Raw genomic sequence first — 24,052 nt, 5'->3', positions numbered from 1 at the left:
GCACGGGAGAAGAGCCTATGGAACGCAAGCTTGCCGCGGTGCTCGCCTCCGACATGGTCGGATATTCTCGTTTGATGGAGGCAGACGAGCAGGGAACGCTGGCACGGCTCCGAACGCATCGCATCGAGCTGATCGACCCCGCAATAGCGAAGAACCAGGGTCACATCATCAAGACAACGGGCGACGGCATGCTGGTGGAATTCCAGAGCGTCGCCGACGCCGTTCGCTGCGCCGCGGAAATCCAGGAAAGGATGCGACGGCGCAACGCCGATGTTCCGGAGGAGCGACGTATCCAGTTCCGCATCGGCATCAATCTGGGCGACATCATCTTCGACCAGGGCGACATCTTCGGTGACGGCGTCAACATCGCCGCGAGGCTCGAGCAATTGGCTGATATCGGCGGCTTCTGCGTGACGCAGGCGGTCTACGAGCAAGTCTGCGAGCGGCTGGACATCGCCTTCGAGGATCTCGGTGAGAAGACGCTGAAGAACATCACGCGCCCGATACGGGTGTGGCGCGCGGAGGTGCCCAAGAAGGCTGAAGCCCACAAGTCCGAGGGCGTCCCCGCTCGCGCCGTCGCGAAACCATCCATTGCGGTTCTGCCCTTCGCCAATATGAGCGGCGACCCGGCCCAGGAGTTCTTCGTCGACGGCCTCACCGAGGACATCATAACCGAGCTGTCACGACGCCACGAACTCTTCGTCATCTCGCGGACGTCCACCTTCATGTACAAGGGCCAATCCGCCAACCTGCGCGAAGTGGCGCACAAGCTCGGCGCCCAGTTTCTGGTCGAGGGCAGCGTGCGCAAGTCGGGCGACCGGCTGCGCGTCACCGTCCAGCTCATCGACACCGCCAACGATGCGCATATCTGGGCCGAAAAATACGATCGCCAACTCGACGACGTCTTCGCCATACAGGATGAAGTCACGGCAGCCATTGTCGCCACGTTGCCGGGCCGGGTCGAGGCTGCCCAGCAGGACCGGCTCATCCGCAAGACGCCGGCCAACATGGCTGCTTATGAATGCGTGCTCGCCGCCAAGGGCCGACATCATCGCAGCAGCCGCGAAGAGAATATGGAGGCTCAGAAGCTGATCGAGCGAGCGCTGGAACTGGACCCGGACTACGCTCACGCGCACGCATGGCGCGGCTGCATACTCGGGCAGGCTTGGGTCTATGGATGGTGCGCCGACAAGGACGCCGTTTTCAACGAGGTCATTGCCGAACTGGAGAAGGCCTTGACGCTCGACGACAACGATGCCGACGTGCATCGGATTCTCGCCGCCATCAATATCAACCGGAACGACCTGACCCGGGCCCGCCATCACCAGGAGCGAGCGCTAGCGCTCAATCCGAACTACGACCTTGTCGTCGTCCAATATGGCGAACTGCTGACCTGGCTTGGCAGACCCGAAGAAGGAATGGACTGGATCCGCAAGGCGATGCGACTGAACCCTCATCACCCGGAGCGTTTCTGGAGCCACCTCGGCAAGGCCCGTTTCGCTGCCCGACAATATGGCGACGCGATCGAGGCGTTCATGCATCTGTCGACCATGGATTGTATGCAGCATGCCTTCGTCGCAGCCGCCTATGCCTGGCTCGGCGACAGGACAGCCGCGGCCGCGCATCTCGCTCTGATCGAGGCGCAGGAACCCGGTTTCGGCCTGGAGCAGGTCCTGGCCACGCTCCACTACGCGCGCGAGGCTGACAGGCTTCACCTATCGGACGGATTGGTGAAAGCAGGCATGGAACCGATCCGGCAGGGCGACTGAGCTTCCACTCCTCCGAATCGCCGGCATTGCCAAATGGCACCGAATCCCCTATATGATGCCAATCGGAGAACTAATGGCCGAATTGCTACCTGTCAACACCACCGTCGGGGATTTCGTGCCGCACCCCATCACGGATGACGAAGCGGCGGCGATGTTCCGTGCCGCCGTCAATCTGTTCCGGCTGTGGAAGCTGACGGACGAGGAAGCGGCGACCCTGCTCGACCTGCCGGTCCGCAGCTATCGGCGTTGGAAGGCAGGCGAAATCGGCCGGATCGACCGGGACGGCAAGGCGCGGCTTTCCAACCTGATGGGCATCCACAAGGCGCTTCGCATCGTCTTCCGCGAAGCACAGCGCGGTTATGCCTGGATCGGCGCGCCGAACTCGGCTTTTGCAGGACGGTCGGCGCGCGAGGTCATGCTGGGCGGAGAACTGACCGATCTGATGCGGGTGCGGCGCTATCTGGACGCGGAGCGCGGCGCCTGGTGAGATCGGCAATTCCCGTATCCGACGTGGCGTGGCCCGCCGCGTCGCGGATCATCCGCAGCAGCTTTCCGCCAATCGACCTCTTCGAAGACATCGCCGATCCGGCCGACTGGCCGCTGATCATCTCGGCGGAGATGAAGACCAATCCGCGCCTGATGGAGACGATCGGCAATCTCGATCTCGTTCCCCCCGATCGGCGCGTCGCCGGCCCTGGCGCCAGCTATCTGATGGCGCCGTTCACCCATGTCAGCCCGGACAGGCCGAGCCGCTTCAGCGACGGGACCTTCGGCGTGCTCTACGCGGCGGACAAATTCGAGGTCGCCCTGTTCGAGACGATCCATCACCATGCACGCTTCATGGCGCGGACCAACGAGCCCGCCGGCTGGACCTCGCAGTTCCGGGAGATCGTGCTCAGCGTGGATGTCCGGCTGCACGACATCAGGGGCGGCGGCCATGGGGCGGCGCTCGATCCGAACGACTATGCGGCCGGCCAGGCGCTCGGCGCGCAACTCCGCAAGGCGGGTTCGAACGGGATCGCCTATCCGAGCGTCCGGCGCGAGGGCGGTCAGTGCGTCGGGTTGTTCCATCCGGATTGCGCCGCAAACCCCATCCAGGGCCGGCACCTAGACTATCACTGGGACGGCTCGCGCGTGGACCTCTATCGCGACGCCGGCACCGGCAAGGTCTACAGGATCGTCTGAGATGGTGAACGAAGCGGCAGGAATGGCTAATCCAGCCGCATCGTTCTTTCAGAACGGAGAGCGGAGCCCCTGCAGCGCGTTGCGTGAAGAAGCATTCACGCAACACGCTGCAGGTTCTTTGATTTGACGCATGTCTTTGTCCCGAAACCGGTACCCGCGTTCGGGAGACATGCTTTAAGCCTCGGCGACGTCGAAGCGCAGCCGCTTGGCGGAGTCGATCTTCGGATTGGCGCGAAGCTCTGCCAGCGCCTTCTCAGGGAAGGGCGCGTCGAGATAGAGCAGCGCAATCGCATCGCCGCCCGGCCGGTCGCGGCCGAGCTGGAAGTTGGCGATGTTGACGCCATTGTTGCCGCAGAGCGTGCCCAGCAGGCCGATGATGCCGGGCGCATCGGCATTGGTGGTGTAGAGCATATGCTGCCCGACCTCGGCGTCGAGATTGATACCCTTGATCTGGATGAAGCGCGGCTTGTGGTCGGAAAAGCAGGTGCCGGCGATGGAACGCTTCATGTGTTCGGTCGTCACCGTCAGCTTGATGTAGCCGTCGAAGACGCCTGACTTGTCGCGCTTGACCTCGGACAGGATGATGCCGCGCTCCTTCACCATGATCGGCGCCGACACCATGTTGACGTCGGCCACCTGCGGCCGGATCAGCCCGGCAAGCGCGGCGGCGATCAACGCCTTGGTGTTCATCGTCGCGGTAGCACCGTCGAACAGGATCTCGACCTCCTTGATCGGATCCTCGGTTACCTGGCCGACGAAAGCCCCGAGCACTTCGGCGAGCTTCACGAAAGGACGCAGCTTCGGCGCCTCCTCGGCCGTGATCGACGGCATGTTGACGGCGTTGGAGACCGCGCCCTTGATCAGATAGTCCGACATCTGCTCGGCGACCTGCAGGGCGACATTCTCCTGGGCCTCGGAGGTCGAGGCGCCGAGATGCGGCGTGCACACGACGTTCTCCAGACCGAAGAACAGGCTCTCCTTCGCCGGTTCCACCTCGAACACGTCGATGCCGGCGCCGGCAACCTTGCCGGTCTTCAGCGCCGCGACCAGATCGGCCTCGACGATGAGACCGCCGCGCGCGCAGTTGATGATGCGCACGCCGTCCTTCATCGCGGCGATCGCATCGGCGTTGATGATGTTGCGGGTCTTCTCGGTGAGCGGCGTATGCAGCGTTATGAAGTCGGCGCGGGCGAAGAGCTCGTCGAGTTCCACTTTTTCGATGCCGAGCTCGATGGCGCGGTCTTCCGAGAGGAACGGGTCGAAGGCGACCACATGCATCTTCAGCCCGACGCCGCGTGTCGCCACGATCGAGCCGATATTGCCGCAACCGATGACGCCCAGCGTCTTGCTGGTGATCTCGACGCCCATGAAGCGGTTCTTCTCCCACTTTCCGGCCTGCGTCGACACATTGGCCTCGGGAAGCTGGCGGGCGAGCGCGAACATCATGGCGACGGCATGCTCCGCCGTGGTGATGGAGTTGCCGAAAGGCGTGTTCATCACGATGATGCCCTTGCGCGAAGCGGCTGGGATGTCGACATTGTCGACGCCGATGCCGGCGCGGCCCACCACTTTCAGCCTGGTGGCAGCGTTGATCAGCTTCTCGGTGACCTTGGTCGCGGAGCGGATGGCGAGGCCGTCATAGTCGCCGATGACTTCGAGCAGCTTGTCCTTGTCGGCGCCGAGTTCGGGCAGGTAGTCGACCTCGACGCCACGATCCTTGAAGATCTGCACGGCAGTCGGGGAAAGCTTGTCGGATACGAGAACACGAGGCATGGGCGTGGTCCTTCTGGGAAAACAACCGGTTGTGGCGGCCGCCCCTCCCCGGCGGATTGCCGGCGCCCGCCTTTCGACGGGCGCGGAACGCGGAGGGCGGCCGGACGGATCGGGAAGGGGCTCAGGCTGCAGCTTGCAGCGTGGCCAGTTCCTTTGCGAAGGCCCAGTCGAGCCAGGGCATCAGCCGTTCCAGGTCGGCGGCTTCGACCGTGGCGCCGGCCCAGATGCGCAGGCCGGGCGGCGCGTCGCGATAAGCGCCGATGTCGTAGGCGACGCCTTCCTTTTCGAGCACCGAGACGATGGCTTTCGCGAAAGCGGCCTGGGCATCGGCTTCGAGCGCGGTGACCGCGGGATCGACGACCGAGAGACAGACCGAAGTGTTGGAGCGCGTGGCGGGATCGAGCGCGAGGTGGCCGAGCCAGGACGACTTCGCGACGAAATCGTCGATGACGGCGAAGTTCCGGTCGGCACGCGCGATGAGCGCGTCGAGGCCACCGATCTCCCTGGCCCAGAGCAGCGCATCGATATAGTCCTCGACGCACAGCATGGACGGCGTGTTGATGGTCTCGCCCTTGAAGATCCCTTCGATGAGCTTGCCGCCCGAGGTCAGGCGGAAGATCTTCGGCAGCGGCCAGGCCGGCTTGTAGATCTCCAGCCGCTCGGCGGCGCGCGGCGACAAGATGAGCACGCCATGGGCGCCTTCGCCGCCGAGCACCTTTTGCCAGGAGAAAGTGACTACGTCGAGCTTCTCGAAATCGAGACGCTGGGCGAAGGCAGCCGACGTCGCGTCGCAGATCGTCAGGCCCTTGCGGTCGGACGGAATGAAATCGCCGTGCGGAACCCGCACGCCCGATGTGGTGCCGTTCCAGGTGAAGACGACGTCGCGGTCGAAATCGATCGCCGAGAGATCGGGCAGCCTGCCATAAGGCGCATCGATGGTGCGCACGTCGGCGAGCTTCAGTTGCTTGACGACGTCGGTCACCCAGCCAGCGCCGAAGCTCTCCCAGGCGACCATGTCGACTCCGCGGGCGCCGAGCAGCGACCACAGCGCCATCTCGACGGCGCCGGTGTCGGATGCCGGCACGATGCCGATCCGGTAACCCGCCGGCACCTGCAGAACCTCGCGGGTAAGCTCGATCGCCTGCTCGAGTTTGGACTTGCCGATCTTGGCGCGATGGGAACGGCCGAGCGGGGCCGCAGCGAGCGCTTGAAGCGACCAGCCGGGACGTTTTGCGCAAGGACCTGAGGAAAAATTGGGATTGGCCGGACGCAGGTCCGGCTTCGCAAGTGCGGTCATCGTGGTCTATCCTTCCAGATAGTAAGCCCCTCGGTGGGGAGGGGTAGCCCACGGCGGCAATTACGCGAAAGCTTCCTCGGGTGCAAGCGGTCGGGGAACGAAATTTGTCCCCCGATCGTTGCTGCTGCGCGCTTGAAGCACATCAACGAGGCCTGAAATCCCAATTTTCTAGCGGATCGGGCCTCGATTTCATGCGGACGGACCTCGTATCGAATTCGCTTATGGAATTCGGCGTGTATCTATAGAGCGCTTTTCAAAAGTCCCAACTCTATGATTCAATAGAGAAAAGTTAGGATTGATTCGGCTATGTCTCGTCGTAACTTGGCGCAACCTTCACTCGCCGATGCATTGGTGCGTGACGTGAGCAGGGGTAACAAGTTTCTGGAAGAAGTGCAGAAGTTGATCGATTGGTCGGCTTTCGAGGTGCTGTTCCGGGAAATCCATAACGATGCTCTGGGGGCGCCCGGCTACCCGCCGATAGCAATGTTCAAGATTGCGCTCTTGCAGCAATGGTACGGCCTGTCCGATCCGGCGGCGGAAGAAGCGGTGGCCGACCGGCTGTCGTTCCGCCGCTTCTGTGGGTTTCCGCTCGATCAAAAGACACCGGACCACATGTCGATCTGGCGCTTCCGCCAGAGGCTGGTCGAACTGGCGCTTCAAGATAAGCTGCTTGCCGAATTGAACCGGCAGTTGGAAGGGCGCGGTCTTCTGGTAAGGCGCGGCACGCTGGTTGACGCCACCATCATCTCGGCGGCGGTGGCCAGGCCCGACTACGAGAAGGGCCAGGTGTCGGCGCGCGATCCGGATGCAGGCTTCACGCACAAGCACGGCAAGACCTATTTCGGCTACAAGGCCCATCTCGCCGGCGACGCGGAGAGCGGGCTGATACGCCAGGCGGAGATGAGCTCGGCCGATCTGCATGACAGCCAGATGGGCGCTGTGCTCATTCAAGGTGACGAAGAGGCCTATTACGCCGACAAGGCCTATGACAGTCAGGCGCTGCGCGACGAACTGGCGGATCGAGGCATCAAGGACCGGATTGCCTACAAGGCCAAGCGGGGCAAGCAGCAGCCGAATTGGCAGAAGTGGATGAACAAGGTCGCCGCCAGCGTGCGGGCCGGCATCGAGCGGACCAACGCGACGATGAAGAACTGGTACGGCATGGCCCGGGTTCGCTATCTCGGCCTGGCGCGCAACCACTGCCATCTGCAGCTTGTCGCCTGCGCGATAAATGCCAAACGGGCGCTCGTTCTCGTCAAGGCCGGCACGGCCTGAGGGGAAGGCTGCGTCCAAAATCAGGAAATCGAGGGCAAAATCGGGAGCAAGTGAGCAGAAACTGAGCCGATAGGCTGGAGAAAGTTGCGCGGATCGGCGGCGACGGGCCGCTGATGCCCGCCACATACGGGCGAAGAACGTCTAAGGGCGGGACGCCCCAACTTTAGAAAAGCACTCCTATAGTTCTTAGGAATTCTCCCATCTGTCCTAATCGCAATCAAATCTCCCCTTCGCCAAGCATCCTTGATGGCCTCGATCAGAGCCTGATCATCGACCGCAGAAAATCCTATGCGCCTGCCGACTTCATTGTTCCACATGTCCTTATAGACATCCCACGAATCGTCGACCAAATCCTCCTTAGCAGGAGACAAAATCCATTCACGCATATCACCGAAGGTCTTTGCGACACGCCATATTTCTGCGCGAGCTTGGCGCTCATATATGCATGGGCGATAGCATTGCTCGACGCCGGAAGTACGTCACCATAACTCTTATCCTTAGGCCATGGTAGAGGGCTTTACTCTCGATACACCAACCCAAGCGATCGCGTTATTTCATCTGCCTCTCTCGCCATTTGGTTGAAGCCCGAAAGCTCGCGGGCCGCATGTTTCGTGACATCCGCACCCTTGCTCAGATACTCTTTCGAGACATTTACGCCATCGCTTAATTTAGCTTCCAAGTGACCAAGAATTCCTTTCATATCCATATATATCCGTCCCTTTATTCCGAATTCAAGAAGTACAACTTCCCTTCATCGTCCGCCATCAAAATTATACTACCCTCCGCACATCCACCAAAACTATCGTTTATGTGAAAATACTCAGGTTCTATGATTGTTGCTATACTATCTTTTCTAAAGACCGTAAGGTATGTAGCCGTGTCATTCCAGCCAAAAGGCCCAAGGACACCGAAATAATAGTCGACGTCTTTTATCCCTCTCTTTTCTACGATCTCCAGCGGGTCCACGTCGATATCGGTTAAACAGGCCTCTTCTGCATCATTGAAGATATCAGAAATATTCACCGACCTTTTCAATGAAAGTCTCCAATTTATTTCTTCATTTAATTCGCGAAACTCTCTACTCATATAATACTCATGCAAACTCTTTGGGTCGCTAAATAATACGTAGATAAAAGAAATCGTATTGTATAGGAGTATCGACATGATCGCCGTCACCAGCACACGCACCATGCAACTGCCCTCCACGCCGCGACGCGCATTTAGAATCACCATACATCCAACGGATGTAGGAATCAATTCCTTTACTTAGTCGAACAGGTAATTCCTGACAAAGCCCGTCCCTCAATCGAAAGCCCGCGCATGAGGGGAAGCGCGGACTGTCGCTTGGACGGGTTCGAACCGTGGAAAGGAAACGGTCCACAGAGAAAACAACCGTCAGGCGAAAAGTTCCATGCGGCGGATGTTTTGCTGATGGCTGTCACCAGCAGACCGGCCTGGCGCGATGTGCTGAATGGAGGTCTCGCCTGACTTCCTGTCGCCCCCTCTTGCAGATACCGACCGCCGTAGCCACATCTGTTTGGATAGCAGCCGTGTGAGATCGCAGTGGCGGTGCAGAACTTATCCACAGATGCAAGGCCGGTCTTGCCCGCCGGGCGGTCGCACACTTAAATGTGATCGGCTGCAAACTTCTTTGTAAAAAGAAGCTATTGCGGGATCACGACGGAACCACAAAGCTATCAGATAGTTGATTCTCGACAGGGCTTACTCACAGCGAGCCCGGCGTTCCCGGGCCTGAAGCAAGAGGGCATTATGGGCGGGAAAGAATCAGACGTCTTCGATCTGTTTTCGGAGATATATACCAGCACGGCACAGGAGGAGATGAGCCTCCAGGAATATCTGCTGGCCTGTCGCGACGACCGATCTCTCTACGCGACGGCGCCTGAGCGGATGATCGAGGCGATCGGCGAGCCGAAGCTGATCGACACGAGTGCCGACGAGCGCCTCGGGCGGATATTCGCGAACCGGACCATCAAGATCTATCCGGCATTCGCCGAGTTCTACGGTATGGAAGATACGATCGAGCGGATCGTGGGCTATTTCCGCTACGCTTCGCAGGGCCTCGAGGAGCGCAAGCAGATCCTCTATCTGCTGGGGCCCGTCGGCGGCGGCAAGTCGTCGCTTGCCGAGCGGCTCAAGAAGCTGATGGAGCAGCGACCGATCTACACGCTCAAGGTGGGCGGGCAGGTCAGCCCGGTATTCGAATCGCCGCTCGGCCTCTTCCATCCGGAACGAATGGCCGACCTTCTGGAAGACAAATACGGCATCGCGCGGCGGCGCCTCAATGGGCTGATATCGCCCTGGGCAGCGAAGCGCCTCGACGAGCTCAACGGCGACATCTCGAAGTTCAGCGTAGCGAAGCTGATGCCTTCGCGGCTGCGCCAGATCGGCATCTCCAAGACCGAGCCGGGCGACGAGAACAACCAGGACGTCTCGGCCCTGGTCGGCAAGGTCGACATCCGGCAGCTCGAGAATTTCAGCCAGCACGATCCCGACGCCTATTCCTACAGCGGCGGCCTCAACCGTACGACGCAGGGCCTGCTCGAATTCGTCGAGATGTTCAAGGCGCCGATCAAGGTACTGCATCCCCTGCTCACCGCGACACAGGAAGGCAGCTACAACGGCACGGAGAATTTGGGCGCGTTCCCCTATCAGGGCATTGTCGTGGCGCATTCCAACGAGTCGGAATGGCTGCATTTCAAGAACAACAAGAACAATGAGGCGTTCCTGGACCGCATCCTCGTCGTCAAGGTTCCCTATTGCCTGAGGGTGACCGAGGAGAAGCAGATCTACGAAAAGCTCCTGCGGGAAAGCGAACTGGCCAGGAACCCCTGCGCCCCCGAGGTGCTCGAGATCCTCAGCCGCTTCACCGTTTCCACCCGCCTGGCCGAGCATGAGAACTCGCCGCGCTACACCAAGATGCGCGTCTATGACGGCGAGAACCTGAAGGAGATCGATCCGAAGGCAAAGTCGGTGCAGGAGTATCGCGACGCCGCCGGCGTCGACGAAGGCATGACCGGGGTGAGCACGCGCTTCGCCTTCAAGATCCTGTCGCAGACCTTCAACTACGACACCAAGGAAGTCGCGGCCGATCCGGTGCATCTGATGTACATATTGGAGCAGGCGATCCGGCGGGAGCAGTTCCCCAAGCAGATCGAGGCGGCCTATCTCGATTTCATCAAGTCCGAGCTCGCCACACGCTATGCGGAGTTCATCGGGCACGAAATCCAGAAGGCTTACCTGGAATCCTACAGCGAATACGGCCAGAACCTGTTCGACCGCTATATCGCCTATGCGGATGCATGGGTCGAGGACCAGGACTTCAAGGATCCCGACACCGGCCAGATTTTCAACCGCGAGGTCCTGGACGCCGAGCTGTCACAGATCGAGAAGCCGGCCGGCATCGCCAATCCCAAGGACTTCCGCAACGAGGTGGTCAAGTTCACGCTGCGCGCCAGAGCCAAGAACAGCGGTCGCAACCCGTCCTGGACGAGCTACGAAAAGCTGCGCGAAGTGATCGAGAAGCGCATGTTCGGCCAGGTCGAAGACCTGCTTCCGGTCATCAGCTTCGGTTCCAAGAAGGATACGGTCACCGAAAAGCAGCACACGGAGTTCGTGCAGCGCATGGTCGAGCGCGGTTACACGCAGCGCCAGGTCCGTCGCCTCGTCGATTGGTACATGCGAGTGAACAAGGCGGGTTGACCGCCGGGAAGGCGCGGATCGATCCATGCCGAGTTTTATCGATCGCCGGTTGAATCCGCCGGACAAGAGCCTGAGCAACCGGCAACGCTTCCTGAAGCGGGCGCGCGATGAGTTGAAGCGCACCATCAAGGAACAGGTCAAGACGGGCAAGATCGCCGACGTGGATGCCCAGCACACGGTTTCCATGCCGGTGCGCGGCACCAGCGAGCCGACCTTCCAGAACTCCAATGCCAGCGGACGGCGCGACCATGTGCTGCCCGGCAACAAGGAATTCCAGACGGGCGACCGTATCCCCAAGCCGGGCGGGCAGGATGGCGGCGGCGCGTCGGGACCGACGACCCAGGAGACCGAGGACGATTTCCGCTTCGTGCTGTCGCGGGAGGAGGTGCTGGACCTCTTCTTCGAGGATCTCGAACTCCCTGACATGGTGAAGCTCAATCTGAAGGAGATCGCCGCCTTCAAGCCGCGTCGCGCCGGTTTTGCCATGACCGGCTCGCCCACAAGCATCAATGTCGGGCGCACCATGCGCCACAGCTACGGGCGGCGCATCGCGCTCCACCGGCCGAAGCAGGAGGAGTTCGACGCCTTGACCGACGAACTCGCCTTGCTCGAGGCCGAACCGGCCCCCAAGGCAGCCGTGCTGGAGCGGATCCTGCAAATAAGACAAGAACTCGACCGGCTGGGCCGCCGCCGCCGCCTGATCCCCTATGTCGACCCCGTCGACATCCGCTTCAACCGCTTCGACCCGCAGCCCGTGCCCAATGCTAGTGCTGTCATGTTCTGCCTCATGGACGTGTCGGGCTCGATGGGCGAGCGGGAGAAGGATCTGGCGAAGCGGTTCTTCGTGCTGCTGCACCTGTTCCTCAAGCGGCGCTACGAGCGCATCGACATCGTCTTCATCCGCCACACCCACGAGGCCAAGGAAGTGGACGAAGAGACGTTCTTCTACAGCCAGCAGAGCGGCGGCACCGTCGTCTCGACGGCACTCGAGGAGATGCGCCGGATCGTCGAGGAGCGTTATCCCAGCCGGGAATGGAACATCTATGCCGCCCAAGCCTCCGACGGCGACAATTTCGCCAATGATTCGGAGCGCTGCGTCATGCTCCTCGACAAGGAGGTCATGCCGCTGTGTCAGTACTATGCCTATGTCGAGATCATCGACGAGCGCGAGAGCCACATCTTCGGCTCGACCGACAACGGCACATCGCTGTGGCGCGCCTATCGCAAGGTCGACGCGCAGTGGCCGAACTTCCAGATGACCCGCATCGCACGGCCGTCCGAAATCTATCCCGTGTTCCACGAACTTTTCTCCAGGCAGGCCGGCCTGGCGAAGCGCGGCTGAGGACGAGCGGGCAATGGACAAGCGTGCAAGTTCCTCGCGCCTGCTGTTTTCGGGGTCCGACTGGGACTTCGCGACGCTGTCGCGCACCTATGACGCGATCAAGTCGATCGCACATGACGAGTTGGGCCTGGACACTTATCCGAACCAGCTCGAGATCATCTCCGCCGAGCAGATGCTCGACGCCTATTCCTCGGTCGGCATGCCGCTGATGTACCGGCACTGGTCCTTCGGCAAGCATTTCCTGTTCGACGAGCAGCTCTACCGCAAGGGCCTGCGCGGCCTGGCCTACGAGATCGTCATCAACTCCAATCCGTGCATCGTCTATCTCATGGAAGGCAACACCATGGCGCTTCAGGCCGTGGTGACTGCCCATGCCGCCTTCGGCCACAATCATTTCTTCAAGAACAACTATCTGTTCCGCCAATGGACCGACGCCGGATCGATCCTGAGCTACCTGGACTTCGCGAAGAGCTACATCGCACGCTGCGAGGAGCGGCATGGACTTGCGGCGGTCGAGGCCATCCTCGATGCGGCCCATGCGTTGATGGAGCAGGCGGTCTTCCGCTACCGCCGCCCGCCGCGGCTCTCTTCCGAGAAGGAACGCGAAGGAATCCGCGAGAGGCTGGAATATGAGGAGCGGTCCTTCAGCGACCTGTGGCGCACCCTTCCCCGACAGAAGGACGAGGACGAACCCAGCGCCATCGAGCGCAGCGCCCAGGAGCGCAAGAAGAAGCTGAACCTGCCGGAGGAGAACCTTCTCTATTTCCTGGAGAAGAACAGCCTGGTGTTGGAGCCCTGGCAGCGCGAGATTCTGCGCATCGTGCGGGTGATCGCGCAATATTTCTACCCGCAGCGGCAGACCCAGGTGATGAACGAGGGCTGCGCCACTTTCGTGCATTACACGATCATGAACAGCCTCTTCGACCAGGGAAGGATCGGGGACGGCGCCATGCTGGAGGTGCTGCAGAACCATTCGAACGTGGTCTTCCAGCCATCCTTCGACGATCCGCGCTATTCGCGCATCAACCCCTACGCGCTGGGTTTCGACATGATGCAGGATATCTGCCGCATCTCGATGGAACCGACGGCTGAAGATCGCGACTGGTTCCCCGACATGGCCGGCAATGGCGACTGGCGCGCGACGCTGCTCGACGCCTGGGCGAACCATCGCGACGAGTCCTTCATCCTGCAGTATCTGAGCCCGGCGCTCATCCGCAAATGGCGCTTGTTCGTGCTCGGCGACGTAGCGTCGGAAAGGCACTATGAAGTGGCGTCGATCCACAATGAGCGCGGCTACGGCAAGATCCGCGCCGCTCTTGCCAGGAGCTACGATATCGGCGAAACCCGCCCCGACATACAGGTGGTCGACGTCGATCTCCTCGGCGACCGGCATCTGAGGCTCGAGCACAAGGTGAAGCATGACATCATGCTGGAGGAGAAAGGCCGCGACGCGACATTGCGCCATATACGCAATCTGTGGGGTTATACCGTGAGCCTCGCAGGCATCGACGCCGATACCGGCGCTACGCTCTACGAGCGATCGTCCGGCCAGATCGCGGAGAGCGGATAGGCCCTGGTTGCAGGAGACAGCCGATGCCCAGGACGAGTGCCGGACTGCTCGTCTTTCGCCGTGAAGCCGGTTTCCCTGAAGTGCTGCTCGTCCATCCCGGAGGGCCTTTCTGGCGCAAGCGTGATGAAGGGGCGTGGTCCATCCCGAAAGGGGAATATGGTCCGGGCGAGGATGCGCAGGCAGCAGCGTTTCGCGAATTCGCCGAAGAGCTCGGAGCCGTGCCGCCGGCGGGCCCTCCATTTCCTCTCGGCGAGGCAGTCCAGGCCGGTGGGAAGCGTGTCGTCGCCTATGCCGTCGAAGGAGCTTTCGACGTGAATGCCGTCCGAAGCAACAGCTTCGAGATGGAGTGGCCGCCCGGCAGTGGGCGCCGGGAGCTTTTCCCCGAGGTTGATCGCGCCGGATGGTTTACGCTGCCGGCCGCCACTTTGAAGATCATTCCAGGCCAGCGCCCATTGCTGGAACGTCTTGAGGTCATGCTGGCCGGCTGATACGCGATATGGGCAAGGCAACGTATCCCTCCCTTCCGCGTTGCTCCGACACCTTGAACGATCGGCCCGAGAATGGAGTATGATTTTCGGACCGATACGGCAGAACCGGGCGCCCATGCTTACATCCCCGCAATTCCTGTCCTTCGCCGTCATCGCGCTGATGATGGCGGCGTTCATCTGGGGGCGCTTCCGCTACGATCTCGTCGCGGCCCTGTCGCTGCTGCTGGCGCTCGCGCTTGGTGTCGTGCCGCTCGACCGTGCATTTTCCGGCTTCAGCGACGACATCGTCATCATCGTGGGCAGCGCCCTGCTGGTGAGCGCGGGCGTGGCGCGCAGCGGTTTCGTGGAACTGCTCATCCAGCGCCATCTGCCGAACCTGAGGTCGGTGCGCGGCCAGCTTTTCCTCCTGGTTTTCGTGGTCGCGGTCCTGTCGGCCTTCGTCAAGAACATCGGGGCGCTGGCGATCATGATACCGATCGCCTTCCAGTTCGCGCGGCGCTCAGGCATATCGGCCTCCACATTTCTGATGCCGATGGCCTTCGCCTCGCTGCTCGGCGGCCTTATGACCCAGATCGGCACCTCGCCAAACATCGTGGTCTCGCGTATTCGCGCGGAAATCACGGGCACTGCCTTCAGCATGTTCGACTTCACACCGGTCGGGCTCGCCCTGACCGCAGCGGGCATCATCTTCCTCACGCTGTTTTACTGGATCCTGCCGCAACGCCAACGAAAGGGCGGTTCGCTCCACGAAGCGCTCGCCATCGACAATTATTCGGCCGAGGCAACCGTCGTGCGGGGATCGACCGTCGTCGGCAAGACGGTGGCCGACCTTTTGAAGATCGCCGGCGGCGAGGCCGTGATAACCACGATCCTGCGTACCAACAACGTGCGGATCACGCCTTTTCCCGACGCCGTGCTCCAGGTCGACGACATCCTGCTGATCGAGGGGGACCATGAGGCGCTGGATCGCCTCGTCGCCCAGGCCAGGCTCAGCATCGCCGGTGGCCGCGAGTTGGCGGAGCAGGGCAAGGCAGGCTTCGAGCCCGTCGCGATCGAAGCCGTGATTGGCGAGCATTCGAGCCTCATCGGCTGGTCCGCCAAGCACCTGCTGCTGCGCGAGCGCTTCAACGTCAACCTTCTGGCCGTCAGCCGCAAGGGCGAGCGGCTGGACCAGAGGCTGGGGGCGATCTCGTTGCGACTGGGCGACGTCGTCGTGCTGCAGGGCAACCCGGCCGCCATGCCCGAATTCCTGCGCGACTTCGGCCTTCTGCCGCTCGCGGAGAGGCCCCTGCTCCTCGGCAGCGCGCGCCGCGGCGTCTTGCCGGTGCTGATCCTGATCGCGGCGATGGGCACGACCGCCCTCGGGCTGGTGCCGGTGTCGGTCGCCTTCTTCGCCGCCGCGACCATGATGATATTGTTCAAGATCATCCCGGCCCGCGAGATCTATGCCTCGATCGACGGGCCGATCCTCGTCATGCTCGCCACCCTGATCCCGGTAAGCGATTCCTTGCGACAGACCGGCGCAACCGACATCATCGCTTCGGCGCTTGCCGAACTCGGTTCGACATTGCCGGGCTACGGCGCCCTGGCGCTTATCCTGGTCGCGGCGATGGCCGTCACACCCTTCCTCAACAACGCCGCGACGGTGCTGGTGATGGCACCCATCGCGGCGGGCTTCGCCGGCTCGCTGGGATACCGGCCCGAGGCTTTCCTGATGGCGGTGGCGATCGGCGCGGGTTGCGATTTCCTGACGCCGATCGGGCATCAGTGCAACACGCTGGTGATGGGCCCCGGCGGCTATCGGTTCTCCGACTATCCACGGCTCGGCCTGCCGCTCTCCCTGATCGTCATCATCGTCGCTGTCCCTGCCCTCCTCACCGTCTGGCCGCTGCAATAGGGGACGCAGAGGCGGTTGGCAGGGCTTGTACCAAACGGTCGATGAACCGTTTTGAATGCGAACGGCCGCTGTAGCCGAAGTCGAGCGGCCCGGGGAGGTCGCGCCGAGGTCGCGTGCATGCGTCAGCGTTGCGCGGCCTGAATGCGCCAACATCCGGTGCCGCCGGTATCAGACCACCGGGATGCCGCCGGGATGCTTGGCTTTCTCCTCCGGCTCGACATGGATGGTGATCATGGCGCCACCGACGCCACCGCGGAGGGCGGCCTCGATCCTGTCGCAAAGCGCATGCGAATCCGAGACACTCATCGTGCCCGGCACGACGAGATGGAACTCGATGAAGGTAACACGGCCGGCTTGCCGGGTCCGCAGGTCATGGGCCTCGATGGCGCCATCGGCATGTGCCGAGATGAGTTCCTTCACGCGCGTCAGTGTCTCTTCCGGAACCGCTTCGTCCATGAGGCCGCCGATCGATTCGCGCATCAGCCGCCAGCCGGACCAGAGGATGTTGACGGCCACGAGCGCGGCCAGCACGGCATCGAGCTGTTGCCAGCCCGTCACCACGACGAGCCCCACGCCGACCACCACGCCGACCGACGTCACCACATCGGCCCAAAGATGGCGCGCGTCGGCGATCAGTGCCGGTGAGCGCCATTGCCGCCCGAAGCGGAACAGGACGAAGCACCAGAGCGCGTTGATGACGCTCGCCGCGGCATTCACGAGCAGACCTTTCAGCGGAGCCTGGAGTTCCCTCGGGGCGAGAAGACCGAAATAGGCCTCGCGCAGCACCATCAACGCCGCGATCACGATCAGGACGCCTTCCACGACGGCCGACAGATATTCCACCTTGTGATGGCCGTAGGGATGGTTGGCGTCCGGAGGCGTCGCGCTCAGCCGCACCGCGAAGAAGGCGGCGACCGCGGTGGCGACATTGACGGTGCTTTCGAGCGCATCTGAGTAGAGCGCGATACTCCCCGTCAGCCGATAGGCCAGATATTTCAGGCCGAGCACGAGGCCGCCGACGGCGATGCTGCCCAGCGCGAGCTTGAGAGCTTTGTCCATCACACGCTCCGGTTCGTGACTCTGGGCGGACCATGCCGGGCGGGCCTAGCAACGCGGCCGACATAGGCGGTCGTCGTCCCCGGTGCAAACGTTATGTTTGGAATTGGAAATCATTCGCAATAACAGGTGGTTATATGTGCACCTATGCACCTAACCGGCTGAGTGACCCCTGCTCGGCACTCCGTCGGCGTATCCGCAATGGCGCGATCCCGGTCCGGATGTTGGATCGCTCTTCGGCCATGGCGGTCAAAGCACCAGGGGCACGGGCAGGCAGATTGCCAGTCGCCTGCCCGGTTTTCAGGGAGGGCCCCGGCTTGCCGGCCGATGAGGATCGGCGCTGGAGGAACGCTTCTTTAGGTCAGCATCATTGACATAACGCCTGTCCGGGCGTTCTGTCCGGCGCGAGGAAACCACGCCTGAGAGGCAAAGAGGGAAATCGTGTCCAACTGGGAAGACAAATTCGCGGCGCGCGCCGAACGGATGCGTGCATCGGAGATCCGGGAACTGCTGAAACTGCTCGACCAGCCCGACATCATCTCCTTTGCTGGCGGCATTCCCGACCCGACGCTCTTTCCCAACCGCGCCTTCAGCGAGGCATATGAAGACCTGCTCTCCGGAGACGCTGCGGGAGCTGCGCTGCAGTATTCGGTCAGCGAGGGTTATCTGCCGCTGCGCGAATGGCTCGTCGACCATATGGCGGCTCTCGGCGTGCCCTGCTCGCCGGAAAACATCCTGATCGTTTCCGGGTCGCAGCAGGCGCTCGACTATCTGGGCAAGCTGTTCCTTTCGCCCGGCGACACCGCGCTCGTCGCGCGACCGACCTATCTGGGCGCGCTCCAGGCCTTCAACGCCTATGAGCCGCGCTACGACCGGCTGGCACCCGAAGGCGACAACATGACGCCGCATGCCTATCGCGAGGCCGCCAGGGACGCCGGCGGCCGGGTCGCCTTGGCCTATCTCACACCGGAATTCTCGAACCCCACGGGCGAGACCATCGATCGCGCCGCGCGGGAGCGCCTGCTCGACCTGACGGCGGACCTGGACATACCGCTGATCGAGGATGCAGCCTATCAGGCGCTGCGCTACGACGGCCAGCCGGTGCCGCCCATCCTGGCGCTCGACGTCGAACGCAGCCGCGGCATCGACAACACCCGCACCATCTATTGCGGCACGTTCTCCAAGACCCTGTCGCCCGGCCTGCGGGTGGGCTGGGTGTGCGCTGCGGCACCCGTCATCCGCAAGCTGGTGCTGATGAAGCAGGCATCCGATCTCCACAGCCCGACGATCAACCAGTTCGTCATGCACAAGGTCGCCATACGCCACTATGATGCCCATACCGCCCGGTTGCGCGACACCTATCGCCGGCGCCGAGACCTGCTGCTCGACGCACTGGCGCAGCATATGCCTCAGGGCACGAGCTGGACGAAACCGGAAGGCGGCATGTTCATCTGGGTCACGCTGCCCGAGGGCATGGACGGCGCATCGCTGCTCGCCCGCGCGATCGAGACCGAAAAGGTCGCCTTCGTGCCGGGCAAGGCCTTCCACGCCGACGGCTCGGGCGCCAACACCATCCGGCTGAGCTTCTCCCTCGCCGACGAGCATGCGGCGGCCGAGGGCATCGCCCGTCTCGGGCGGCTGATTTCCCGCATGGCAGCTGAAATAGCCTGACGCGGAGCAACTGCCATCGACGCCAGCAAGCACGGTTGACATCCGGGCGGGCATTGGCTTACGAGTTCGCCATGACGACCTCGCTCCACCATTCGGGCCTGTATTACGCGCCGCTTCCTTAGCGGCGGGGTGTTTCGTCATCTTTCAACCGCTGCGTCGCCAGCGGTTGTTTCCCTTAGTCCGTCCCTGGCTTCGCGCTCCCAGCAGAGGTCAGGCATGTTTCGGGAAAGCAACGCACGTCCAACCCTCGGCATCGTCGGTTTCGGCGCCTTCGGACGGCTGATGGCGCGCCATCTTCGGCCCTACTTCCGGCTCTGCGCCTATGATCCGTCGCCGCCGGCCCCTGATGTCGCGGGGTTCGAGGATATCACTTTCGCCGACCTCGAGACCGTCGCACGCAGTCCGGTCGTCGTGCTCGCCATGCCGGTCGATCGCATCCGCGAAACGGTCGCGGCCATGGCGCCCCATATGCAGCCCGGCGCACTCGTTCTCGACGTCGGATCGGTCAAGTCGATGCCCGCCGGGATCATGAAGCAGGGCCTGCCTGATAATGTCGACGTCGTCGCCACGCACCCGTTGTTCGGTCCTCAAAGTGCTGTCGACGGCATAGCCGGGCTGAAGATCGCGGTCTGTCCGATCCGCGGCGGGCAAGGCCGTCGCGTGATCGCCTTTCTCAAAAGGCGGCTACGCCTCGACGTCATCGTCACGACCCCGGAGGCGCATGACCGCGAAGTCGCTGCGGCACAGGGTTTGACCCATCTCATCGCCAAGGTCCTGGTGCGCATGGAGCCGTTGCCGACCGCGATGACGACGCGAAGCTTCGACCTGATCATGGAGGCCGTGGGCATGGTCCGCCACGATACGGCAGAGGTTTTCCACGCCATCGAACGCGCCAACCCGCATGCCCATGACGTCCGCCGGCGCTTCTTCGACCTGGCATCGGCGCTGGACGCCGAACTGGCAGGAGAGACCTGATGCTGGCCGGCGCGGTTCCCCTTCATGCGCGATCTCGCCGGCTTCGACTTCGAAGCCCATTCCTCGCTCGACAAGGGCCAGGTCCGCGAACTGGCGACCGGCCGCTTCATCGCCCATGGCGAGGCGCTGCTGCTGCTCGGCCCGCCGGGGGTGGGCAAGACCCATCTCGCGGTGGCGATCGGACGCGAAGCGATCGTGGCCGGCCATACGGTGCTGTTCGTGCCGGCGCCGGCGCTGGTGGCCCAACTCGCCAAGGCGCATGCCGAGGGGCGGCTGGAGGAACGGCTCATGCACTTGTCCATACCCAAGCTGCTGATCGTCGACGAGCTCGGCTATCTGCCGTTCGAGCCTGATGCGGCGCATCTCTTCTTCCAGCTGGTCAGCCGTCGCTGCGAGCGGGGAAGCCATGCTGATCACCTCGACCCGCTCGGTGGGCGAGTGGGCAGCCCGTTCGGGAATCCGGTGGTGGCGACCGCCATCCTCTACCGGCTCCTCCACCATAGCCACGTCGCCGCCATCCGAGGCGACAGCTAGCTCGTTCGCATATTCTCGTGCGTCGCGCTCCGACATCGTCACCGGCTTTCCGCCAATCGGCGGCAGCGACCGCCTTACTATTTCCGACATTATTTCGCCTCGATCTGTGTCTTGAAGAAGATGCAACCTATGGGTGTCGAAATGCGCGCGCTCGTTACATGGATCTCTCTCCTTTGGGCAGCGATACCTGTCTCGGCGGCTGAGATGTCTGTCTGGATCGTCATGCCCGATGAGACGGTCCTATCGGCGCGGGAGGGCTGCGAAAGCGACCGACGATGCCAGGTCGAAATCGAGGATTGGGGCTATCTGATCGCGCTTGGCGCACAAGGGGTCTTCGACAGTCTCGTTACCTCACCGGACGGCGTACGATACGGCAGGCCGCCGGCAACTTTCTGACCGGCGAACTGCCAGAATCGAGATTTTGGGAGCGTGCCCCGGCTTGACCGGAGGAGACCGAAGAACGAAGTACTATTTACGGGTGTTGGCAGAAGCAGATCGCCAGCCTACGCGCTGCAGCTTCGGGGCATTCCTACGCCGGCGGACCGTCCTGAGATTCGCTTCCATGCCATAGCCAGACGTCGATCGACCCGCTGCGACCTCGGATCTGCGTCGGCTGCGGGCCGCTGAGCGAGGTCGGTGCGAGACACTCAGGGCCGGCTGCCTGCAGCAGTTCGTCGCTCAGCGCCGCCTGAGCCTTGGCTGCCGCGGCGACTTCCATCAGACGGCTCGCGACATTGGCCGTGTCGCCGGTGACCGCGACATGTTGCTGGTTTTGACCGCCGAGCCGCGACGCCACGATCGCCCCGAAATGCGCCCCGATCTTGAAGCTTATCCTGGCCGCGACAGCTGCGGGCAGAAAGGTTAGCCAAGTCTTCATGGCGCTGGCCAACGCGACACAGAAACGGGCCGCCCATGCGGCGTCCTCGATACCCGGCTTCGGCAGGCCGAACACGATCATGGCGCCGTCACCGGAAAATCCGGTGACGACGCCATGATGTCGTGCCGCCTCTTCGTCGACCAACGTATAAAAACCGTTGAGCAGATCGCTCGTCGCCTTCGGCCCGGTTGTTTCGCTGAGCCCCGTGAAGCCGGATAAGTCGATGAACACGACCGCGGCGTCCAGATGAAGGGGCTCCGCGAGAAAGGTTTCGTCTTGCGCCAACCATCTTTCCAGGCCGGCGCCTTGGACCCTTTGGAGCAGCAGACTCTGTCCGGCGAAACGTGACGCACGACGTCGGTCGAGCCAGAGTTGGACCGCCCCGAAAAGGATGAGCGGAGGCAGTGCGGCGGCCGCCGGCAAAGCGAGGCTGAGCCAGGTGCCGTGGAAGAAGGCCGCAAAGTTGAGCGCCAGCCAGACCAGCACGACACCCAGCATGGCGACAAACCCGATGACACTCCTTCGCCAGGCCAGCAAAGCGACGAGAATCATGGGCAGGATCGTTGCCACACCGGCATCGGCGAGCCGCACTGTGCGGTCCCGAACGATCCCTCCGCTGTCGAGAAGTTGCGCGATCGCCGTCGAAATGATTTCGACACCGGGCATGATCGGGTCGAAAGGCGTGGGAAACACATCGCCGCCGCCGGTGACCGTCGCTCCGATCACCACGATGCGGTCCTTGAACGCTTCGGGATCGACGTTCCCGTCCAGCAGGGTTGCTGCGCTCACCGTGCGGATCGTGCCGCGCGGACCATAGAAATCGATCGGCAGAACCTGGCCTATGTCGGTTCTGACGGCACGGTCGCCGAGCCACAACTTGTCAGTGTCGATCACGGGGCTTTCGCCGGTCGCGGCGGCAGCGACGCGCAGAGGCAAGGAAGCCTCCACCTGACCGCTGGCCCGGAACAGCATGGGCACCGCGCGGGGCGTGCCGCTTCGGTCCGTGGCGACGTTGACCACGCCGACGCCTGCCGCGTTAGAGAATCTCTCCTGAGGCAAGAGGAAGCGTTCGGCGATCGGGACTCGGGCCAAAGGGTCGTCGCGACTGTCGGTGAGTCTCTGTTTCACCGATGGAAATATGGCTGCCGCGGCGATCACGCTCGGTTGGCGACGCAGGGCGGTGGCCAACGCCTCGTCGCCGTCGGCGGGACCTGCATCCACCAGGAGCAGATCCACGGCAATGACCTTGGGTTCGTGACGGGCAATCTCCGTGACAATCCTGGCGAGCGAAGCCCGCGCCAGCGGATAGCCGCCCTCGCGATGTACCGCCTCGTCATCGATCGCCACGATGGTCACGAGATCGGGCGGCGTCTTCTTCCCGCGCGCCAAGGTTCGCAAGTCGGCCATCGTCGCTTCGACGCGTTCCAGGAACCATGTGTCACCGCGCCAGTGAACAAAACCGAGTCCGGCACCCCACAGCCCGGTCAGCAGCAGCGCGATCAGTATCTGGACTGTCCGCCGGGCCATTCTGCTATCGTCGCTCAGGCGATCACTGGCCGAGCCGCCGGAGCAAGGCGTCACGGCGAGCAACCGGCCAGCGCCGCACCTCCAGAGGGACTGTTCCCGTATCGACATCGACCCCCTCGCCCGGGCCGAGGACGACGCTGTTTCCCGAAGAAGGCCTGCGCACGGCGACAGCCCCCCTCACGACAAAGACCGACGTCTTGCCCCGCGCTACATCGACGGCCCATCGGGTGCCGCGAACCGCTGCGATGGCCTGCGGGGTGACCACCTCGAAACCGCGCAGGGCCGCACTCGACGGAGCGTCGATCAACACTGCCTTGCGGTTCAGGGCGACACCGTCCGTCGAGCCGTCTCCATTTCGGTCCAACAGCCTGTATCTGGCTCCGCCTTCCACGGTGATCGTCAAGCCGCGATCGCAGTGGAGAACGCGTCGGGATGTCCCTGGAACGCTTTCGAGCAGGCATCCTTTGTCGGTGGATTGGGCGAAGCCGTCGCCTTGCCTCAAAAACAGGGTAAGGGCGACCATTGTCGCGCCACGCAAACATCGAGCCGCAACTGTCATGGCTGCTCCTTCGGGCTGCGCCTCCCATCCGGCCAGCCTTTCGCGTGGCAAGCCGGCATCCGGGTCTGTTCAAGGGCTAAGCGCTTCAGGAGGCCTGCGCAAGGCCACATTTGGGAGAGCATGCAACCTCGTTTCGCAACACGCGTTCATCATGAGCCAAGCTTTGAGGCGGGGTCCTGTCATGAATGAAGGATGGTTTGCCAAGCCGGTATCCATTGCGGTCGGGTTTACCGGCGAGATCAGAAACGTATCGAGCGCAAGGCAGGCGATGATCATTCTCGATCACCACTGGCCAGACGAAGGCACCGCAAAATACGTCGAGGCGCGCCATTCCTGCCTCGACGTGTTGCATGGTACGAAGGCTGCCGACATCGCGCGCGAGGCCTTTGCCGCAGCGGCGCGCGAAGCGCGCATTCTGGTCGAGTAGGTTCGGCCGGCGCGCCGGCGGATCGGCTCGACAAGAAGCGGAACAGGCGCATTTGGAGGACGCGATCGGGTTGCCGCGGGCCGGAGCGACCCGAAATGTCGGGGTCGTTC

At 62.6% G+C, this 24,052-nt stretch carries 20 protein-coding genes and 1 pseudogene; 14 read left to right on the top strand and 7 right to left on the bottom strand.

Translation table 11 applies throughout. From position 1 onward, the window contains the following. Positions 1-17 precede the first annotated feature (17 nt). From JN302_RS11290 to JN302_RS11280, 3 genes are all read left to right on the top strand, one after another. Entirely contained in the window at positions 18-1,769 is a 1,752-nt protein-coding gene (locus tag JN302_RS11290; RefSeq protein ID WP_202312175.1) for an adenylate/guanylate cyclase domain-containing protein, read from the top strand. A 73-nt stretch (positions 1,770-1,842) separates the two neighbouring features. Further along, positions 1,843-2,256 (top strand): MbcA/ParS/Xre antitoxin family protein, encoded by a 414-nt coding sequence (locus JN302_RS11285; protein WP_202312174.1) that lies wholly within the window; start codon positions 1,843-1,845, stop codon positions 2,254-2,256. Further along, positions 2,253-2,954 carry an RES family NAD+ phosphorylase gene (locus tag JN302_RS11280; protein WP_244743207.1) on the top strand — a complete coding sequence of 234 codons (702 nt, stop codon included), beginning with the start codon at positions 2,253-2,255 and terminating at the stop codon, positions 2,952-2,954. Before JN302_RS11285 ends, JN302_RS11280 begins: the two co-directional genes overlap by 4 nt. A gap of 174 nt (positions 2,955-3,128) precedes the next feature. Here the strand turns inward: JN302_RS11280 and serA are convergent, their stop codons facing one another. Beyond that, a complete protein-coding gene (gene serA, locus JN302_RS11275; protein WP_202332914.1) occupies positions 3,129-4,727 on the bottom strand; it encodes a phosphoglycerate dehydrogenase in 1,599 nt (532 codons plus the stop codon). A 121-nt stretch (positions 4,728-4,848) separates the two neighbouring features. Next, positions 4,849-6,024: a phosphoserine transaminase gene (locus tag JN302_RS11270; RefSeq protein WP_202332913.1), complete on the bottom strand. Its 1,176-nt coding sequence runs from the start codon at positions 6,022-6,024 to the stop codon at positions 4,849-4,851. Positions 6,025-6,330: 306 nt separating this feature from the next. On the opposite strand from JN302_RS11270, the gene JN302_RS11265 reads away from it, so the two are divergent. Beyond that, complete coding sequence (locus JN302_RS11265; RefSeq protein WP_202328731.1) at positions 6,331-7,299, top strand: IS5 family transposase; 969 nt, start codon at positions 6,331-6,333, stop codon at positions 7,297-7,299. Between the two features lie 517 nt (positions 7,300-7,816). Here the strand turns inward: JN302_RS11265 and JN302_RS11260 are convergent. After that, positions 7,817-8,005, bottom strand: a complete 189-nt coding sequence (locus JN302_RS11260) for a hypothetical protein (protein ID WP_202332912.1) — start codon at positions 8,003-8,005, stop codon at positions 7,817-7,819. 14 nt (positions 8,006-8,019) lie between these two features. Beyond that, a complete protein-coding gene (locus JN302_RS11255) occupies positions 8,020-8,490 on the bottom strand; it encodes a hypothetical protein (RefSeq protein WP_202332911.1) in 471 nt (156 codons plus the stop codon). A 579-nt stretch (positions 8,491-9,069) separates the two neighbouring features. On the opposite strand from JN302_RS11255, the gene JN302_RS11250 reads away from it, so the two are divergent. The 5 genes from JN302_RS11250 (at position 9,070) to JN302_RS11230 (ending at position 16,316) form a co-directional block, all read left to right on the top strand. Beyond that, positions 9,070-11,019 (top strand): PrkA family serine protein kinase, encoded by a 1,950-nt coding sequence (locus tag JN302_RS11250; protein WP_202312169.1) that lies wholly within the window; start codon positions 9,070-9,072, stop codon positions 11,017-11,019. A gap of 25 nt (positions 11,020-11,044) precedes the next feature. Next, entirely contained in the window at positions 11,045-12,361 is a 1,317-nt protein-coding gene (locus JN302_RS11245) for a YeaH/YhbH family protein (RefSeq protein WP_202332910.1), read from the top strand. Positions 12,362-12,374: 13 nt separating this feature from the next. Next, entirely contained in the window at positions 12,375-13,931 is a 1,557-nt protein-coding gene (locus JN302_RS11240) for a SpoVR family protein (protein ID WP_202312165.1), read from the top strand. Positions 13,932-13,954: 23 nt separating this feature from the next. Beyond that, on the top strand, positions 13,955-14,419 hold the full coding sequence (locus JN302_RS11235) for an NUDIX domain-containing protein (protein WP_202312162.1): 465 nt from the start codon (positions 13,955-13,957) through the stop codon (positions 14,417-14,419). Between the two features lie 115 nt (positions 14,420-14,534). Continuing rightward, entirely contained in the window at positions 14,535-16,316 is a 1,782-nt protein-coding gene (locus tag JN302_RS11230) for an SLC13 family permease (protein WP_202314686.1), read from the top strand. 168 nt (positions 16,317-16,484) lie between these two features. Here JN302_RS11230 and JN302_RS11225 read toward each other — a convergent pair whose 3' ends face one another. Continuing rightward, positions 16,485-17,375 (bottom strand): cation diffusion facilitator family transporter, encoded by an 891-nt coding sequence (locus JN302_RS11225; RefSeq protein ID WP_202312161.1) that lies wholly within the window; start codon positions 17,373-17,375, stop codon positions 16,485-16,487. A 438-nt stretch (positions 17,376-17,813) separates the two neighbouring features. Between JN302_RS11225 and JN302_RS11220 the strand changes: the two genes are divergently transcribed. The 4 genes and pseudogenes from JN302_RS11220 to JN302_RS11205 all read left to right on the top strand — a co-directional run bounded on the left by JN302_RS11220 (position 17,814) and on the right by JN302_RS11205 (position 20,948). Further along, the gene (locus JN302_RS11220) at positions 17,814-19,043 is read left to right on the top strand and encodes an aminotransferase-like domain-containing protein (RefSeq protein WP_202332909.1); all 1,230 of its coding nucleotides are present in this window, start codon (positions 17,814-17,816) and stop codon (positions 19,041-19,043) included. A gap of 216 nt (positions 19,044-19,259) precedes the next feature. Then, positions 19,260-20,018, top strand: coding sequence for a prephenate dehydrogenase (locus tag JN302_RS11215; protein ID WP_202332908.1), 759 nt, complete (start codon positions 19,260-19,262; stop codon positions 20,016-20,018). 21 nt (positions 20,019-20,039) lie between these two features. Beyond that, positions 20,040-20,552: pseudogene (locus tag JN302_RS11210) on the top strand (ATP-binding protein); the annotation flags it as partial. A 204-nt stretch (positions 20,553-20,756) separates the two neighbouring features. Then, positions 20,757-20,948, top strand: a complete 192-nt coding sequence (locus JN302_RS11205) for a hypothetical protein (protein ID WP_202332907.1) — start codon at positions 20,757-20,759, stop codon at positions 20,946-20,948. A gap of 133 nt (positions 20,949-21,081) precedes the next feature. Here JN302_RS11205 and JN302_RS11200 read toward each other — a convergent pair whose 3' ends face one another. Both JN302_RS11200 and JN302_RS11195 read right to left on the bottom strand, forming a co-directional pair. Then, positions 21,082-22,956, bottom strand: a complete 1,875-nt coding sequence (locus JN302_RS11200) for a CHASE2 domain-containing protein (protein ID WP_202332906.1) — start codon at positions 22,954-22,956, stop codon at positions 21,082-21,084. A 22-nt stretch (positions 22,957-22,978) separates the two neighbouring features. After that, positions 22,979-23,515 (bottom strand): FecR domain-containing protein, encoded by a 537-nt coding sequence (locus tag JN302_RS11195; RefSeq protein WP_202332905.1) that lies wholly within the window; start codon positions 23,513-23,515, stop codon positions 22,979-22,981. Between JN302_RS11195 and JN302_RS11190 the strand changes: the two genes are divergently transcribed. Further along, positions 23,514-23,942 carry a DUF982 domain-containing protein gene (locus tag JN302_RS11190; RefSeq protein ID WP_202332904.1) on the top strand — a complete coding sequence of 143 codons (429 nt, stop codon included), beginning with the start codon at positions 23,514-23,516 and terminating at the stop codon, positions 23,940-23,942. The genes JN302_RS11195 and JN302_RS11190 overlap by 2 nt on opposite strands. The last annotated feature ends 110 nt before the right edge of the window (positions 23,943-24,052 follow it).

This window comes from Mesorhizobium sp. L-8-3 (assembly GCF_016756615.1).
In the GTDB taxonomy this organism is placed as follows: domain Bacteria; phylum Pseudomonadota; class Alphaproteobacteria; order Rhizobiales; family Rhizobiaceae.
This window is presented reverse-complemented; position numbering and strand designations above follow the sequence as displayed.

What these genes read in the sequence shown, in the direction of transcription:
- JN302_RS11290 (WP_202312175.1), top strand. Translation starts at nt 18, where the DNA reads ATGGAACGCAAGCTTGCCGCGGTGCTCGCCTCCGACATGGTCGGATAT.
- JN302_RS11285 (WP_202312174.1), top strand. Translation starts at nt 1,843, where the DNA reads ATGGCCGAATTGCTACCTGTCAACACCACCGTCGGGGATTTCGTGCCG.
- serA (WP_202332914.1), bottom strand. Translation starts at nt 4,727, where the DNA reads ATGCCTCGTGTTCTCGTATCCGACAAGCTTTCCCCGACTGCCGTGCAG.
- JN302_RS11270 (WP_202332913.1), bottom strand. Translation starts at nt 6,024, where the DNA reads ATGACCGCACTTGCGAAGCCGGACCTGCGTCCGGCCAATCCCAATTTT.
- JN302_RS11265 (WP_202328731.1), top strand. Translation starts at nt 6,331, where the DNA reads ATGTCTCGTCGTAACTTGGCGCAACCTTCACTCGCCGATGCATTGGTG.
- JN302_RS11260 (WP_202332912.1), bottom strand. Translation starts at nt 8,005, where the DNA reads ATGGATATGAAAGGAATTCTTGGTCACTTGGAAGCTAAATTAAGCGAT.
- JN302_RS11255 (WP_202332911.1), bottom strand. Translation starts at nt 8,490, where the DNA reads ATGGTGCGTGTGCTGGTGACGGCGATCATGTCGATACTCCTATACAAT.
- JN302_RS11250 (WP_202312169.1), top strand. Translation starts at nt 9,070, where the DNA reads ATGGGCGGGAAAGAATCAGACGTCTTCGATCTGTTTTCGGAGATATAT.
- JN302_RS11245 (WP_202332910.1), top strand. Translation starts at nt 11,045, where the DNA reads ATGCCGAGTTTTATCGATCGCCGGTTGAATCCGCCGGACAAGAGCCTG.
- JN302_RS11240 (WP_202312165.1), top strand. Translation starts at nt 12,375, where the DNA reads ATGGACAAGCGTGCAAGTTCCTCGCGCCTGCTGTTTTCGGGGTCCGAC.
- JN302_RS11235 (WP_202312162.1), top strand. Translation starts at nt 13,955, where the DNA reads ATGCCCAGGACGAGTGCCGGACTGCTCGTCTTTCGCCGTGAAGCCGGT.
- JN302_RS11230 (WP_202314686.1), top strand. Translation starts at nt 14,535, where the DNA reads ATGCTTACATCCCCGCAATTCCTGTCCTTCGCCGTCATCGCGCTGATG.
- JN302_RS11225 (WP_202312161.1), bottom strand. Translation starts at nt 17,375, where the DNA reads ATGGACAAAGCTCTCAAGCTCGCGCTGGGCAGCATCGCCGTCGGCGGC.
- JN302_RS11215 (WP_202332908.1), top strand. Translation starts at nt 19,260, where the DNA reads ATGTTTCGGGAAAGCAACGCACGTCCAACCCTCGGCATCGTCGGTTTC.
- JN302_RS11205 (WP_202332907.1), top strand. Translation starts at nt 20,757, where the DNA reads ATGTCTGTCTGGATCGTCATGCCCGATGAGACGGTCCTATCGGCGCGG.
- JN302_RS11200 (WP_202332906.1), bottom strand. Translation starts at nt 22,956, where the DNA reads ATGGCCCGGCGGACAGTCCAGATACTGATCGCGCTGCTGCTGACCGGG.
- JN302_RS11190 (WP_202332904.1), top strand. Translation starts at nt 23,514, where the DNA reads ATGGCTGCTCCTTCGGGCTGCGCCTCCCATCCGGCCAGCCTTTCGCGT.
- JN302_RS11195 (WP_202332905.1), bottom strand. Translation starts at nt 23,515, where the DNA reads ATGACAGTTGCGGCTCGATGTTTGCGTGGCGCGACAATGGTCGCCCTT.